Genomic DNA, 14,701 nt, shown 5'->3' with positions numbered 1-14,701 from the left:
GCTGCGTACCCCGCTGTCCCTGTTCGTACCGGCGCTGGACCTTCCGGTGTGGGGCGCGCTGGCGCAGATCCTGGTGGTGTTCGGGCTGGCGGAGATCTGTCTGGGGCGGCGGCGGACGCTGCTGATCGCGTACATGGCGACGCTGGCCGGGACGCTGTACGCGCGCGTCGGGATCGCGCTGGGCCCGGACGCGTTCCTCGGGCTGCCCGCGTCGGACGCTCGGATCGTCGACACCGGGCCCTCGGCGGCCGTGGTGGGGCTGGGGCTCTTCCTGTGCTGGCGCTACCGCGCGCGGTGGACGGGCGCGGTGCTGGTCGCCGCGCTGATCGCCGAGTGCGTCGTCAAGGACAATCTGGCGGGCCGGGAGCATCTGGCGGCGCTGGCTGCGGTCGGGGTGGCCTGCGCGGCCCTGTCGGGGAAGTGGGCCGGCACCGCTCAGCGGTCGGGCGTGCCGCCGATCCAGTCCTCGATCCGGCGGCGGGGCCCCGCCCAGCGCGCCTCGCGCCGGCGCGCGCGCAGATCGGCCTTGGCGCGGGCGCGCGGGCGGCGCCGGTAGAAGCGCCGGGCGTACGGGGAGCGCGGCCCGGCCAGCCGGAGCGAGCCGATCAGCGCGACGAAGGGCACCAGGACGCCGATCAGCGCCATCCGCGGCTTGCCCTTGTAGAGCGTGACCAGCACGAACGCGAAGTTGCCCAGCAGGGTGAGCGCGGCCGAGGCGCGGCCCTGGCGCTCGTCCGGCGACAGCGAGTCGACGCCCAGCGGCGAGAACCCGCTGAGCACCAGCAGCGCCAGCGCGGCGGCCAGGATCACCACCTCGACGCTCCGACGGCCCTGCTCGCTCCAGTAGACGTCCTGGAGGTGCAGGATCAGCGCGAACTCGTCGAGCACCAGCCCCACCCCGACGCCGAAGACGACCGCGCAGGCCGAGGCGCCGAAGCCGTGCCGCCCGCTGCCGACCGCGCCGAAGCCGCCGACCACGGTCAGAATCACCCCGGGCACCACATGGTGGATGTGGACCCCGCCGGGCGTGATGTCGCGGAACGGCCCCTTCCCGGCCCGGATCAGCCGGGTGACCGTACGGGTCAGGGCGAAGGTGAGGACGAACGAGGTGAGGGCGAGGAGCGTGGGGAGCTTGCCCGGCTCGACGATGTTCTGGTGGAACCAGTGACCCATGCCACCCGCTTCCGACGGTTACGTACGGTCAGTTATGCGCAATTTAGCGCTGTTCGCCGGATGTCCCGGACCGGGCCCCGGGCTACCCTCGCGCGATGACCCCCATGGACCCGGCCGATCTCGATCGGCGCACCGGACACGCCGGGCACGCCGGACGCGCCTCGGTGGCCGAGGGCGCGCGGTTCGCCTTCGGCACCCTCACCGCGTTCCCGGTCCGGGTGGCGCGCTGGGACCGCGCCGCCGCGCGCGCCGGGATGCTCTGCGCGCCCCTCGCCGGACTGGCGGTGGGCGGCTGCGCGGCGGGCCTCGGCGCGCTGCTCCTGCTCGCGGGCGCGGCGCCGCCGCTCGCCGCCGTGGCCGCCGTCGCCGTCCCCGCGGTCCTCACCCGCGGCCTGCACCTCGACGGGCTCGCCGACACCGCGGACGGGCTCGGCAGCGCCAAGCCCGCCGAGGACGCGCTGCGCATCATGAAGCGGTCCGACATCGGCCCGTTCGGCGTCATCACGCTGCTGCTGACCCTGCTCGCGCAGTTCGCGGCCGTGAGCGAGCTGTACGGCGAGGACCCGGCCCGGGGCGCGGCGGCCGTCGTCCTCGGCGCGGTCGCCGCCCGGCTCGCCCTCACCCTCGCCTGCCGTACGGGCGTCCCGCCGGCCCGCCCCGAGGGGCTGGGCGCCGTGGTCGCGGGGGCCGTGACGACCCGGTCCGCGCTGGCCGTGGCGGCTCCGGTGACCCTGGCGGGTGCGGCGGCCGGCGCCCTGTTCGGCCCGGTCGCCGCCGTGCACCACGCGCTCGCCGTCCTCGCGGCCCTGACGGCCGCCCAGCTCCTTCTGCGCCACTGTGTACGCCGGTTCGGCGGAGTCACCGGCGATGTCTTCGGCGCGCTCGCCGAGACGGCCGGGACGGCGGCGCTGATCGCGCTGGCGCTGGGCTGAGCCTCCCGGAGCGCCGGGCCGGGACCGGCCGGAGCGCGAAATCGGCGGCACTGTCCGCGTCGTACATCACCGAGCGTAGGCTCGTTCCCGCCGCACCCGGGGCCGGTTCACGCCTGGTCCGTACGGTGCGACGGGCCAGGTCGGCCCACCCCTCGACCGGCAACGAACTCAACGGAAGCGAGATTTCACCACCGTGACTGCTCTCACTCTCAAGCCTTCTGGCGCGGCGACGCCGCGCGCCGACGTGATCGTCGTCGGCGTCGCGAAGGGCTCCGGCGGACCGGTAGCGGCGCAGGGCGCCGAGGCCGTGGACCAGGCGTTCGACGGCAGGCTCGCCGCCGTACTGGAGACACTCGGCGCCTCGGGTGGTGAGGGCGAGGTGACGAAGCTGCCCTCCCCGGCCGGGCTGAAGGCCCCGGTGGTCCTGGCGGTCGGGCTCGGCCCCGTACCGGACAAGAACGGGACGTACGACCCCGAGACGCTGCGCCGGGCGGCCGGTACCGCGGCGCGCGCGCTGACCGGCGTCAGGAAGGCCGTGTTCGCGCTGCCCGTCGAGGCGTCCGAGGACATCGAGGCCATCGCGGAGGGCGCCCTGCTCGGCGCGTACGCCTTCACCGCCTACCAGGGCGCCGCGAAGGGCGAGAGCGGCCCGAAGCGGCCGCTCGCCGAGGTCACGATCGTCGGAGCGAAGCCGCGCGACAAGGCCCACAAGGCCGCCGCCGACCGTGCCGTCGCGCTGACCGAGGAGATCAACCGCGCCCGCGACCTGGTCAACACCCCGCCGAACGACCTGACGCCCGAAGCCTTCGCCGCCGTGGCCACCGCCGCCGGCAAGGAGAACGGCATCAAGGTGCAGGTCCTCGACGAGAAGGCGCTCGCCAAGGGCGGCTACGGCGGCATCCTCGGCGTCGGCCAGGGCTCGGCCAACCCGCCGCGGCTGGTCAAGCTCACCTACACGCACCCCGAGGCCACGAAGACCCTCGCCCTCGTCGGCAAGGGCATCACCTACGACTCGGGCGGCATCTCGCTGAAGCCCGCCGGTCACAACGAGACCATGAAGTGCGACATGAGCGGCGCCGCCGCCGTGTTCGCGGCCGTCGTGACCGTCGCGCGCCTCGGCGTCGCCGTGAACGTCACCGGCTGGCTGGCCCTGGCGGAGAACATGCCGTCCGGCACCGCCACCCGCCCCGGCGACGTCCTGCGCATGTACAGCGGCAAGACCGTCGAGGTCCTCAACACCGACGCCGAGGGCCGGCTCGTGCTGGCCGACGCGCTGACCCGCGCCTCGGAGGAGAACCCGGACGCGATCGTCGACGTGGCGACCCTGACCGGCGCGATGATGCTGGCGCTGGGGAACCGTACCTTCGGCATCATGTCGAACGACGACGCGTTCCGTACCTCCGTGTACGAGATCGCCGAGGAGGTCGGCGAGGCGGCCTGGCCGATGCCGCTCCCCTCGTACCTGCGCAAGGGCATGGACTCCCCGACTGCCGACCTCGCCAACATGGGTGAGCGGATGGGCGGCGGTCTGGTCGCCGGTCTCTTCCTGAAGGAGTTCGTCGGCGAGGGCATCGCCTGGGCCCACCTGGACATCGCGGGCCCGGCCTTCCACGAGGGCGCGCCGTACGGCTACACCCCCAAGGGCGGTACGGGATCCTCCGTCCGGACCCTGGTGAAGCTGGCGGAGCGCACCGCCTCGGGCGACCTGGGCTGATCTTCCCGGCCCGGCGTCCTGCGGGGTCCGGGGTGTGGTGGCGGCCACCGCACCCCGGACCCCGCCGGGCGGCGCACCGTGCGAAGATGGGTAACCGGCAGGACAGGGCCCCCACCACAGGGCCGATTGAGACAGCGGCCGAAGACCAGCCGCCGCCCGGTCATCGGACCGCGCCCGGCGCACATGCATGGAGGACGTGACGTGGCGAACGACGCCAGCACCGTTTTCGACCTAGTGATCCTCGGCGGCGGTAGCGGCGGTTACGCCGCGGCACTGCGCGGAGCGCAGCTGGGCCTGGACGTCGCACTGATCGAGAAGAACAAGCTGGGCGGCACCTGCCTGCACAACGGCTGTATCCCCACGAAGGCCCTGCTGCACGCGGGCGAGGTCGCCGACCAGGCCCGCGAGAGCGAGCAGTTCGGCGTCAAGGCCACCTTCGAGGGCATCGACATCGCGGGTGTCCACAAGTACAAGGACGATGTGATCGCGGGCCTGTACAAGGGCCTCCAGGGTCTCGTCGCCTCCCGCAAGGTGACCTACATCGAGGGTGAGGGCCGGCTGTCCTCCCCCACGTCCGTGGAGGTCAACGGCGAGCAGGTCCGGGGCCGTCACGTGCTGCTGGCGACCGGTTCCGTACCGAAGTCGCTGCCGGGGCTGGAGATCGACGGCAACCGGATCATCTCCTCGGACCACGCGCTGACGCTGGACCGGGTGCCCAAGTCGGCGATCATCCTGGGCGGCGGCGTCATCGGCGTCGAGTTCGCCTCGGCGTGGACGTCCTTCGGTACCGAGGTCACCATCATCGAGGGCCTCAAGCACCTGGCCCCGCTGGAGGACGAGAACAGCTCCAAGCTGCTGGAGCGCGCGTTCCGCAAGCGCGGCATCAAGTTCAACCTCGGCACCTTCTTCCAGCAGGCCGAGTACACCGAGACGGGTGTACGCGTCACGCTGGCCGACGGCAAGACCTTCGAGGCGGAGGTGCTGCTGGTCGCGATCGGCCGCGGCCCGGTCTCGCAGGGGCTCGGGTACGAGGAGCAGGGCGTCGCCCTCGACCGCGGCTATGTCGTCGTCGACGAGTACATGCGGACGAACGTGGAGACGATCTCCGCGGTCGGCGACCTCGTCCCGACCCTCCAGCTCGCGCACGTCGGCTTCGCCGAGGGCATCCTGGTCGCGGAGCGGCTGGCCGGTCTGAAGACCGTACCGATCGACTACGACGGCGTGCCCCGGGTGACGTACTCGCACCCCGAGGTCGCCTCCGTCGGTATCACCGAGGCGAAGGCCAAGGAGATCTACGGCGCGGACAAGGTCGTCGCCCTCAAGTACAACCTCGCGGGCAACGGCAAGAGCAAGATCCTCAAGACCGCGGGCGAGATCAAGCTCGTCCAGGTCAAGGACGGTGCCGTGGTCGGCGTCCACATGGTCGGTGACCGTATGGGCGAGCAGGTCGGCGAAGCGCAGCTGATCTACAACTGGGAGGCTCTGCCGGCCGAGGTCGCGCAGCTCATCCACGCCCACCCGACCCAGAGCGAGGCGCTCGGCGAGGCCCACCTGGCCCTGGCCGGCAAGCCGCTCCACTCCCACGACTGATGCTTCAGTCCGGGCGCGACGACCACTACCGCACGTCCCCTCGCTCGGCGCTCCGCGCGAGCCGGGGAGACCACACCGTTAGGAGCAACTGAAACCATGGCGGTTTCCGTAACCCTGCCGGCGCTCGGCGAGAGCGTCACCGAGGGCACTGTCACCCGTTGGCTGAAGGCCGAGGGCGAGCGCGTCGAGGCCGACGAGCCGCTGCTCGAGGTCTCCACCGACAAGGTCGACACCGAGATCCCGGCCCCGGTCTCCGGTGTGCTGGCCTCCATCAAGGTCGCCGAGGACGAGACCGTCGAGGTCGGCGCCGAGCTGGCCATCATCGACGACGGTACGGGGACCCCGGCGCCCGCCGCCGAGGCCGCCCCCGCCCCGGTCGCCGAGCCGGTGGCCGCACCCGCCCCGGCCCCGGTGGCCGAGGCTCCGGCCGCGCCCGCCCCGGCGCCGGCCGCCGAGGCCGCCCCGGCGGGCGGCGCCACCGGTACCGATGTCACGCTGCCCGCACTGGGCGAGTCGGTCACCGAGGGCACCGTCACCCGCTGGCTGAAGGAGGTCGGCGACTCGGTCGAGGCCGACGAGCCGCTGCTGGAGGTCTCCACCGACAAGGTCGACACCGAGATCCCCGCCCCGGTCTCCGGTGTGCTGCTGGAGATCGTGGTCGCCGAGGACGAGACCGCCGAGGTCGGCGCCAGGCTCGCCGTCATCGGCGCTCCGGGTGCCGCCCCGGCGGCTCCCGCCGCCCCGGCCGCGCCCGCTCCGGTGGCCGCCCCGGCCCCGGTCGCGGCGCCCGCTCCGGTCGCCCCGGCCGCTCCTGCTCCGGCCCCCGCGTCGGTCCAGGCCGCGCCCGCCGTCGCGGCGCCCGCGCCGGCCGCGCCCGCCGCCCCGGCCGCTCCCGTGGCGGCCCCCGCCCCGGCCGCCGGGGACGACGGCGCGTACGTCACGCCGCTGGTCCGCAAGCTCGCCTCGGAGAACGCGGTCGACCTGGGCTCCCTCAAGGGCACCGGCGTCGGCGGCCGTATCCGTAAGCAGGACGTCATCTCCGCGGCGGAGGCCATCAAGGCCGCCGCCACCAGGGCGCAGGCCCCGGCCCCCGCCGCTCCCGCCGCCGCGCCGAAGGCGCCAAAGCTGGAGACGTCCCCGCTGCGCGGGCAGACCGTCAAGATGACCCGGATGCGCAAGGTCATCGGCGACAACATGATGAGGGCGCTGCACACGCAGGCCCAGCTGACCTCCGTGGTCGAGGTGGACATCACCAAGCTGATGCGGCTGCGCGCGCAGGCCAAGGACTCCTTCGCCGCCCGTGAGGGCGTCAAGCTGTCCCCGATGCCGTTCTTCGTCAAGGCGGCGGCCCAGGCGCTGAAGGCCCACCCGGTCATCAACGCCCGGATCAACGAGGACGAGGGCACCATCACGTACTTCGACTCGGAGAACATCGGCATCGCCGTGGACTCCGAGAAGGGTCTGATGACGCCGGTCATCAAGGGCGCGGGCGACCTGAACATCGCCGGTATCTCCAAGAAGACCGCGGAGCTGGCCGCCGCGGTCCGCGCCAGCAAGATCACGCCGGACGATCTGGCCGGTGCGACCTTCACCATCAGCAACACCGGTTCGCGTGGCGCGCTCTTCGACACGATCATCGTGCCGCCGAACCAGGTCGCCATCCTGGGCATCGGCGCCACCGTCAAGCGCCCGGTGGTCATCAACCACCCGGACCTCGGCGAGACCATCGCGGTGCGCGACATGACGTACGTCGCGCTCTCCTACGACCACCGCCTGGTGGACGGCGCCGACGCCGCCCGCTACCTGACAGCGGTCAAGGGGATCCTCGAAGCGGGCGAGTTCGAGGTCGAGCTCGGTCTGTAGCGACCAGAACCGGGCTTGAAACACAGCGGCCCCCGCCGGAGCATCCCCTCCGGCGGGGGCTTCGCCGTATCGTCTATCCATCGGCCCCGCCCCCTAGGAGCACCTTCATGACCGCGCCCGTCGTCCACTCGCTGCGCGAACAGATCCGCGAGCACATCGTGGAGGGGATCGTCAGCGGCCGCTGGAAGCCCGGCGAGCGGATCGTCGAGCGGCGGATCGCGACCGAGCTGGAGGTCAGCCAGACCCCGGTCCGCGAGGCCCTGCGGGAGCTGGAGTCGCTGCGGCTGATCGAGTCGGCGCCGAACAAGGGCGTACGGGTACGGAATCTGACCGCCGCCGATCTGGAGGAGAGCTATCCCGTACGGGCCGGGCTCGAACAGATCGCGGCGGAGCTGGCCGCCGAGCGGCTCGCGCTGGACTGCTCGGCGCTGGAGCCGCATGTGACGGCGCTGTACGGAGCGGACCGGACGGCCGATGGAACGGCCCAGGTCAGACACACCGTGGGCTTCCACAGGGAGCTGGTGCGGGCGGCCGGGAACGGGGTGCTGCTGCACACCTGGGAGGGGCTGGGCATCGAAGTCTTCACCGCGCTGTCGATCCGCTGGCTGGGAACCGTACAGAAGTCGTACGCGGAGGAGCACCAGGAGCTGGTCGAGGCGTTCAGACGGCGGGACCCGGGCATCGGCGCACTGGTGAAGGATCATGTGCTCGGATGTGCGCCGCGCGCCTGATTCGTGCCGTTCTGCCATGAATCCCCGAACGTCACCCGGTGCCCTTATACACGGCACGGGATGCCAATTCCTTGATATCGAGAAGTTTTTTCCTTCAACCCTTTGATCGATCATCGATCAACGCCTTACAGTCAAAGGCGGGCTGCACCCAGCCCGCCGCCCTGTCCTGCCAGACAAGGCCCTTTCTTCCCCACCCCCCTCCTGTCCGGAAGGCGGCGACCATGCCCGACCCCGTAGGCAAACTCCCGAGCGAGCTCGACCAGCTCCCGGACCGTGACGCCGAGGAGACCGCCGAATGGGCAGCCTCGCTCGACGCCGTCACCGAACACGCGGGACCGCACCGCGCCGCGTATCTGATGCGGCGCACCCTCCAGCACGCGGGAACGGCCGGGGTCCCCGTACCGGCGCTGCTGGAGACCGATTACGTCAACACCATCCCGACCGCCGCCGAGCCCGAGTTCGACGGCGACCTGGAGATGGAGTCCCGGATCACCGCCTGGAACCGCTGGAACGCGGCCGCGATGGTCACCCGTGGCGCCCGCTTCGGCGTCGGCGGCCACATCGCGACCTTCGCCTCGGCGGCCTGGCTGTACGAGACGGGCTTCAACCACTTCTTCAAGGGCAAAGAGGGGGACGGCTCCGGTGACCAGCTCTACATCCAGGGCCACGCCTCCCCCGGCATCTACGCCCGCGCCTTCCTCGACGGCCGGCTGACCGAGACCGACCTCGACCACTTCCGCCAGGAGGCGGGCGGCAAGGGCCTGCCCTCGTATCCGCACCCGCGCCGGCTGCCCTGGCTCTGGGAGTTCCCCACCGTCTCGATGGGGCTCGGCCCGCTCTCCGCGATCTATCAGGCGCGCTTCAACCGCTATCTGACCAACCGCTCCATCAAGGACACCTCCGCCTCGCACGTCTGGGCGTTCCTCGGTGACGGCGAGATGGACGAGCCCGAGTCGACGGCCGCCCTCGCGCTCGCCTCCCGTGAGCAGCTGGACAACCTGACCTTCGTCATCAACTGCAACCTCCAGCGCCTCGACGGCCCGGTCCGCGCCAACTTCAAGATCGTGCAGGAGCTGGAGGCCCAGTTCCGCGGCGCCGGCTGGAACGTCGTGAAGTCGCTGTGGGGCTCCGCCTGGGACGAGCTGTTCGCCCTGGACACCACGGGCGCGCTGGTACGCCGGCTGCGCCAGGTGCCCGACGCCCAGTTCCAGACGTACGCCACCCGCGATGTCGCGTACATCCGCGAGCACTTCTTCGGCGTCGACCCGGCTCTGATCGAGCTGGCGCGGCTGCTGCCCGACGCGAAGATCGCCGAGTGTTTCTTCACCTCGCGCGGTGGCCACGAGGCCCGCAAGGTGTACGCGGCGTACCGCGCGGCCATCGCCCACAAGGGCGCGCCGACCGTGATCCTCGCGCAGACGGTGAAGGGCTACACGCTCGGCTCCGGTTTCGAGTCGCGCAACGCCAACCACCAGATGAAGAAGCTCTCCGGTGAGCAGTTCCGCGCCATGCGCGACCTGCTGGAGCTGCCGATCCCGGACTCGAAGCTGGACGACAGCCTGGTGCCGTACGGCCACCCGGGCGCCGACTCCCCCGAGGTGCGCTACCTCCAGGAACGCCGGGCGCAGCTCGGTGGCCCCGCCCCGGCCCGCCGGGTGCACGCGGTGGCGCTGCCCGAGCCGTCCGACAAGCCGTTCCAGGCGGTCTACAAGGGTTCCGGCAAGCAGTCCGTGGCGACCACCATGGCGTTCGTACGGCTGATGAAGGACCTGATGCGGGACAAGGAGACCGGCAAGCGCTGGGTCCCGATCGTCCCGGACGAGGCCCGCACCTTCGGTATGGAGGCGCTGTTCCCGTCCGCCGGCATCTACTCGCCGCTCGGTCAGACGTACGAGCCGGTCGACCGTGACCAGATCATGTACTACAAGGAGGCCAAGGACGGCCAGATCCTCAACGAGGGGATCACCGAGGCCGGCTCCATGGCCGACTTCATCGCCGCCGCGACGTCGTACGCGACGCACGGCGAGACGATGATCCCGTTCTACATCTTCTACTCGATGTTCGGCTGGCAGCGCACGGGCGACCAGATGTGGCAGCTCGCCGACCAGCTCGGCAAGGGCTTCATCGTCGGCGCCACGGCGGGCCGTACGACCCTGACGGGCGAGGGCCTCCAGCACGCGGACGGTCACTCGCACCTGATCGCGTCCACCAACCCGGCCTCGCTCAACTACGACCCGGCGTTCGCGTACGAGGTCGCGGTGATCGTCAAGGACGGTCTGCGGCGGATGTACGGCCCCGACGCCGAGAACGTCTTCTACTACCTGACGGTCTACAACGAGCCCATGCCGCAGCCCGCGATGCCGGAAGGCGTCGAGGAGGGCATCCTCAAGGGCCTGTACCGCTTCAAGGAGGGTGTCCCGGCGGCGCCCGACGCCCCCCGCACCCAGCTGATCGCGTCCGGTACGGCGATCCACTGGGCCCTGGAGGCGCAGGAACTGCTCGCCGCCGACTGGGGCGTCACCGCCGATGTCTGGTCCGCCACCTCCTGGGGCGAGCTGCGCCGGGACGCGCTGAAGGCGGACGAGGCGCTGCTGCGCGGCGAGGACCGGGTGCCGTACGTGACCCGGGCGCTGTCCGGCGCGCCAGGTCCGGTGCTCGCGGTCAGCGACTGGATGCGTCAGGTCCCCGACCAGATCAGCCAGTGGGTGGAGCAGGACTACACCTCGCTCGGTACGGACGGTTTCGGCCTCTCCGACACCCGTGAGGCGGCCCGCCGTCACTTCGGGGTCGACGCCCGGTCGATCGTGCTGGCGACGCTGGCGCAGCTGGCCCGCCGCGGCGAGATCAAGGCCGAGCGGGTCGTGGAGGCCCGGGAGCGCTACGGCCTCTGAGCGGTCGGCCACTGAACGGTCCGGCCTGTGCGCGGTCGAGGCTGTACGCGGCCGAGGCTGTACGCGGTCGAGGCTGTACGCGGTCGAGGCTGTGCGCGGTCCGGTCTCCGATGCGGTCCGGTCTCCGATGCGGTCCGGCGGACCCGGGTTTCCCCCGGGCCGAACCGCCTATATCACGGTCCACGCGGCCGTGCGTGCTTGTCGGGAGCCCCTGTCATGACTGGCGGGGGCTCCCCTGCATCATGGATATATGCGTGCTGCCCGCCTGATCAAAATGGTGCTCCTGCTTCAGTCCAGACCCTCCATGACCGCGGGCGAACTGGCCCGTGAGCTGGAAGTGTCCGAACGGACCATCACCCGGGACGCGCAGGCCCTCTCCGAAGCCGGGGTCCCCGTCTACGCCGACCGGGGCAGGACCGGCGGCTACCGGCTGGTCGACGGCTACCGCACCCGGCTGACCGGGCTGGCCCGTGGCGAGGCCGAGGCGCTGTTCCTCTCGGGGGTGCCGGGGGCGCTGCGCGAGATGGGCCTCGCCGATGTCTCGTCGGCGGCCCGGCTGAAGGTCTCGGCCGCGCTGCTGCCCTCCCTGCGCAACGCGTCGGACACGGCGGCGCAGCGCTTCCATCTGGACGCGCCTGGCTGGTACCAGGAGCCGCAGACGCCCGAGCTGCTGCCCGTGATCGCCGAGGCGGTCTGGTCCGACCGGCTGGTCTCGGCGCGCTATCCGCGCCAGGACACCGAGGTGGAGCGGGAGCTGGCGCCGTACGGTCTCGTGCTCAAGGCGGGGGTCTGGTACCTCTGCGCCCAGTGCCAGGAGACCTTCCGGGTCTACCGGATCGACCGGTTCCGCGCGGTGGAACCATTGCAGAAACGTTTTTTTCGGGAGGAATCCTTCGACCTCCCCGGTTTCTGGGAGGAGCGCTCCGCCGAGTTCGCGCGCTCACTGCTGCGTGCCGAGATCGTCGTACGGCTCACCGCCGACGCCGCCCGGCTGCTCCCGTACCTGGTCGACCGCGCCGCCGCCGTCGAGGCGATCGAGGCGGCCGGTCCCCCGGACGGCGCGGGCCGGATCACCGTGACGCTGCCGGTGGAGTCGGACGACGTGGCGTACGCCCAGCTCCTCGCCCTCGGCCCGGAGGCCGAGATCCTGGCCCCCGCCGCCCTGCGCGCCCGTTTCACCGAGGCCGCGAGGGGCATGGGCGCGCTGTACGAGTGAACCGGCGCCACCCGCCTCGGCGTGTACCGTCCCGGCGCGACGCGGAACGGCCCGGACGGCGCCTCACTCGATGTGCTGGAACCGCGCGGCGGCGATCCGTTCGCCTCCTCGGCGGCCGACCGGGGGTGCGTACGGCCGGGCGGGCCGGGTTCGGGCAGGTCACGCTGCGGTTCGGCGCCCGCCGGGGGCGGGTGGCGGGGCCGCTGTCCCCGGGCGACCGGCCGTCCGGGGCGGCCGGTCGCGCCGGAGCCCCGCGTGCGCCGCCCTCCGGCAGGCAGGATGCTGGATCCGTGATGGACGAGACGGAGTTCTGGGAGATCATCGACAGCACCCGCGAGGCCGCCGACGGCGACCCCGAGGACCATGCCGATCTGCTGGTCGAGCGGCTGGTCCGGCTCGACCCCGACTCCGTGCTGGACTTCGCGCGGCACTTCGAGGCGCGCTACAACCGCGCGTACCACTGGGAGCTGTGGGGCGCGGCGGCCGTGCTGCTCGGCGGGGCGAGCGACGACGCCTTCGACTATTTCCGGTGCTGGCTCATCGGGCAGGGGCGCGAGATCTTCGAGGGCGCGCTGCACGATCCGGACAGCCTCGCCGAGCTGCTGGACGAGTTCGACGAGGCGATCGACGGGGACGGCGAGGAGCTGGGGTACGCGGCCGACGAGGCGTACGAGCAGCTGACGGGGGTGGTGGCGCCCGCCCTGGGGATCTCGGCGCAGCCCGCCGAGCCCGAGGGGACCCCGCTGGACTTCGAGGACGACGGGGCGCTGGCGGAACGCTTCCCCCGGCTCTGGGAGCGGTTCGGCCCCGGGTGAGACGAGACCCGCGTACCGGGGGCGCACGGTCCGGTGACGTTCGGCCCGACGGCGCTCGGGTCCGACGCCTCTCAGCCCGACCGCGCTCGGGTCCGACGCCTCTCAGCCCGACGGCGCTCGGGTCCGACGCCTCTCAGCCCGACCGCGCTCGGGTCCGACGCCTCTCAGCCCGACCGCGCTCGGTCCGCCAGCGCGATCCCCATCAGTACGTCGTCCACATAGGCGTCCCCGAGACGGAACTCCCCGGGCAGGACCCCTTCGACGGCGTACCCCTCCGACTCGTACAGCCTGCGCGCCGGGGTGTTGTGCCCCAGCACGCGCAGCGTCAGCCGGCGCGCCCCCTGGTTGCGCGCGTGCAGCGCACCCGCGCGCAGCAGCGCACGCGCGACACCCGCGCGCCTGGCCCATTCGTGGACCGCCAGTCCCTGTATCTGCCGGACGTGCGCGTTGCTGGCGAGCGGGGTGGGGCGGGCGATCCGGATGTATCCGGCGATCCGGTCCTCGGCCCCGGCCACCGCCGGCTCGGCGACGAGGAAGTCCTCGGGCGGGTGGCGGTCGTCGAAGAACGGGCCGAGCGGCTGCTGCGGCCGGGGGGACACCGCGTGCAGCGGCGACCAGGTGGCCAGGTCCAGTTCGCTCAGGGCGGCGTCGTCCGAGTGGCTCGCCGGGCGGATACGCGGGAGAGTCATGGCAGCCACTGTGCCACGGACACACCAGGTGCAGGATGGACACATGAGGATCGCGATCACCGGTTCGACCGGGCTCATCGGTACGGCGCTCCGGCGCTCCCTGCGTGCGGACGGTCACGAGGTGGTCCGGCTGGTACGCCACCCCGCCCGCGCCGCCGACGAGATCGAGTGGGACCCCACGCGCCGGCGTGTTGACGCCCATGCCCTGAACGGCTCGGACGCCGTCGTCCATCTCGCCGGGGCGGGCATCGGCGACCACCGGTGGACGGAGGCGTACAAGCGGCGGATCCGCGACAGCCGGCTGCTGGGCACCGCCACCCTCGCGGAGGCCGTCGCCTCGCTCGACTCCCCTCCCCGGGTGCTGGTGAGCGGCTCCGCCATCGGGTTCTACGGCTACACCGGGGAGCGGACGGTGGACGAGAGCGCCCCGCCCGGTGACGGCTTCCTGCCGTCGCTCTGCGTGGAGTGGGAGGAGGCGGCCCTGCCCGCCGAGGAGGCCGGGGTACGGACCGTCTTCGCCCGCACCGGTCTGGTCGTCGCCCGCGAGGGCGGTGCCTGGGGGCGCCTCTTCCCGCTCTTCCGCGCGGGTCTGGGCGGGCGGCTGGGCGACGGGCGGCAGTACTGGAGCTTCATCTCCCTCCACGACGAGGTGGCGGCCCTGCGCCACCTCATCGACACGGACACCCTGGAGGGCCCGGTCAACCTCACGGCCCCGACCCCTGTCACCAACCGCGAGGTCACCGCCGCGATGGGCCGTGTCCTGCACCGCCCGACCCTCTTCCCGGTCCCGGCGGTGGCGCTGCGCACCGTCCTGGGCGAGCTGTCGGCGGATGTCCTGGGCAGCCAGCGGGTGCTGCCGAAGCGCCTGCTGGAGTCGGGGTTCACCTTCGCGTTCCCGACGATCGACGAGGCGGTACGGGCGGCGGCCGCACAGGGCAATACACCTGGGGCGTGACGTACCGCGAAAGTCCCGCCGTCCTGGCCCGGCGGGACGGGGGCGGCCCCGCGCGGCCGTGTTGCGCGTTTTATTGACGATGCGTCAGACAGGCGCCTAGGTTCGCGTTGCCCTTCCCCGATCAAGGGAGAA

At 72.3% G+C, this 14,701-nt stretch carries 11 protein-coding genes; 9 read left to right on the top strand and 2 right to left on the bottom strand.

The genetic code is table 11. The annotated features are described in order from the left end of the window. Window positions 1-435: 435 nt before the first annotated feature. Window positions 436-1,173 carry a hypothetical protein gene (locus ACIP8W_RS13495; protein ID WP_401954228.1) on the bottom strand — a complete coding sequence of 246 codons (738 nt, stop codon included), beginning with the start codon at window positions 1,171-1,173 and terminating at the stop codon, window positions 436-438. Window positions 1,174-1,268: 95 nt separating this feature from the next. On the opposite strand from ACIP8W_RS13495, the gene ACIP8W_RS13490 reads away from it, so the two are divergent. The 8 genes from ACIP8W_RS13490 (at window position 1,269) to ACIP8W_RS13455 (ending at window position 12,925) form a co-directional block, all read left to right on the top strand. Next, window positions 1,269-2,105, top strand: coding sequence for an adenosylcobinamide-GDP ribazoletransferase (locus ACIP8W_RS13490; RefSeq protein ID WP_401954230.1), 837 nt, complete (start codon window positions 1,269-1,271; stop codon window positions 2,103-2,105). 193 nt (window positions 2,106-2,298) lie between these two features. Beyond that, the gene (locus tag ACIP8W_RS13485) at window positions 2,299-3,819 is read left to right on the top strand and encodes a leucyl aminopeptidase (RefSeq protein WP_401954233.1); all 1,521 of its coding nucleotides are present in this window, start codon (window positions 2,299-2,301) and stop codon (window positions 3,817-3,819) included. A gap of 201 nt (window positions 3,820-4,020) precedes the next feature. After that, entirely contained in the window at window positions 4,021-5,409 is a 1,389-nt protein-coding gene (lpdA, locus tag ACIP8W_RS13480; protein ID WP_401954235.1) for a dihydrolipoyl dehydrogenase, read from the top strand. 96 nt (window positions 5,410-5,505) lie between these two features. Further along, window positions 5,506-7,272, top strand: coding sequence for a 2-oxoglutarate dehydrogenase, E2 component, dihydrolipoamide succinyltransferase (gene sucB / locus ACIP8W_RS13475; RefSeq protein WP_402203002.1), 1,767 nt, complete (start codon window positions 5,506-5,508; stop codon window positions 7,270-7,272). A 107-nt stretch (window positions 7,273-7,379) separates the two neighbouring features. Continuing rightward, a complete protein-coding gene (locus ACIP8W_RS13470) occupies window positions 7,380-8,003 on the top strand; it encodes a GntR family transcriptional regulator (RefSeq protein ID WP_401954240.1) in 624 nt (207 codons plus the stop codon). A 221-nt stretch (window positions 8,004-8,224) separates the two neighbouring features. Beyond that, window positions 8,225-10,894 (top strand): pyruvate dehydrogenase (acetyl-transferring), homodimeric type, encoded by a 2,670-nt coding sequence (aceE, locus tag ACIP8W_RS13465; RefSeq protein ID WP_401954243.1) that lies wholly within the window; start codon window positions 8,225-8,227, stop codon window positions 10,892-10,894. A 250-nt stretch (window positions 10,895-11,144) separates the two neighbouring features. Continuing rightward, a complete protein-coding gene (locus tag ACIP8W_RS13460; protein ID WP_401954245.1) occupies window positions 11,145-12,110 on the top strand; it encodes a helix-turn-helix transcriptional regulator in 966 nt (321 codons plus the stop codon). A gap of 293 nt (window positions 12,111-12,403) precedes the next feature. Further along, window positions 12,404-12,925, top strand: a complete 522-nt coding sequence (locus ACIP8W_RS13455; RefSeq protein ID WP_401954569.1) for a DUF4240 domain-containing protein — start codon at window positions 12,404-12,406, stop codon at window positions 12,923-12,925. Window positions 12,926-13,089: 164 nt separating this feature from the next. Here ACIP8W_RS13455 and ACIP8W_RS13450 read toward each other — a convergent pair whose 3' ends face one another. Beyond that, window positions 13,090-13,614, bottom strand: coding sequence for a GNAT family N-acetyltransferase (locus ACIP8W_RS13450; RefSeq protein ID WP_402202999.1), 525 nt, complete (start codon window positions 13,612-13,614; stop codon window positions 13,090-13,092). 43 nt (window positions 13,615-13,657) lie between these two features. On the opposite strand from ACIP8W_RS13450, the gene ACIP8W_RS13445 reads away from it, so the two are divergent. Next, on the top strand, window positions 13,658-14,569 hold the full coding sequence (locus tag ACIP8W_RS13445; protein ID WP_401954250.1) for a TIGR01777 family oxidoreductase: 912 nt from the start codon (window positions 13,658-13,660) through the stop codon (window positions 14,567-14,569). Window positions 14,570-14,701 lie beyond the last annotated feature (132 nt).

This window comes from Streptomyces sp. NPDC088554, assembly GCF_044752945.1.
Lineage (GTDB): Bacteria > Actinomycetota > Actinomycetes > Streptomycetales > Streptomycetaceae > Streptomyces.
The sequence above is the reverse complement of the archived record's forward strand: the minus strand, read 5'-3'. Positions and strand labels throughout refer to the sequence as shown.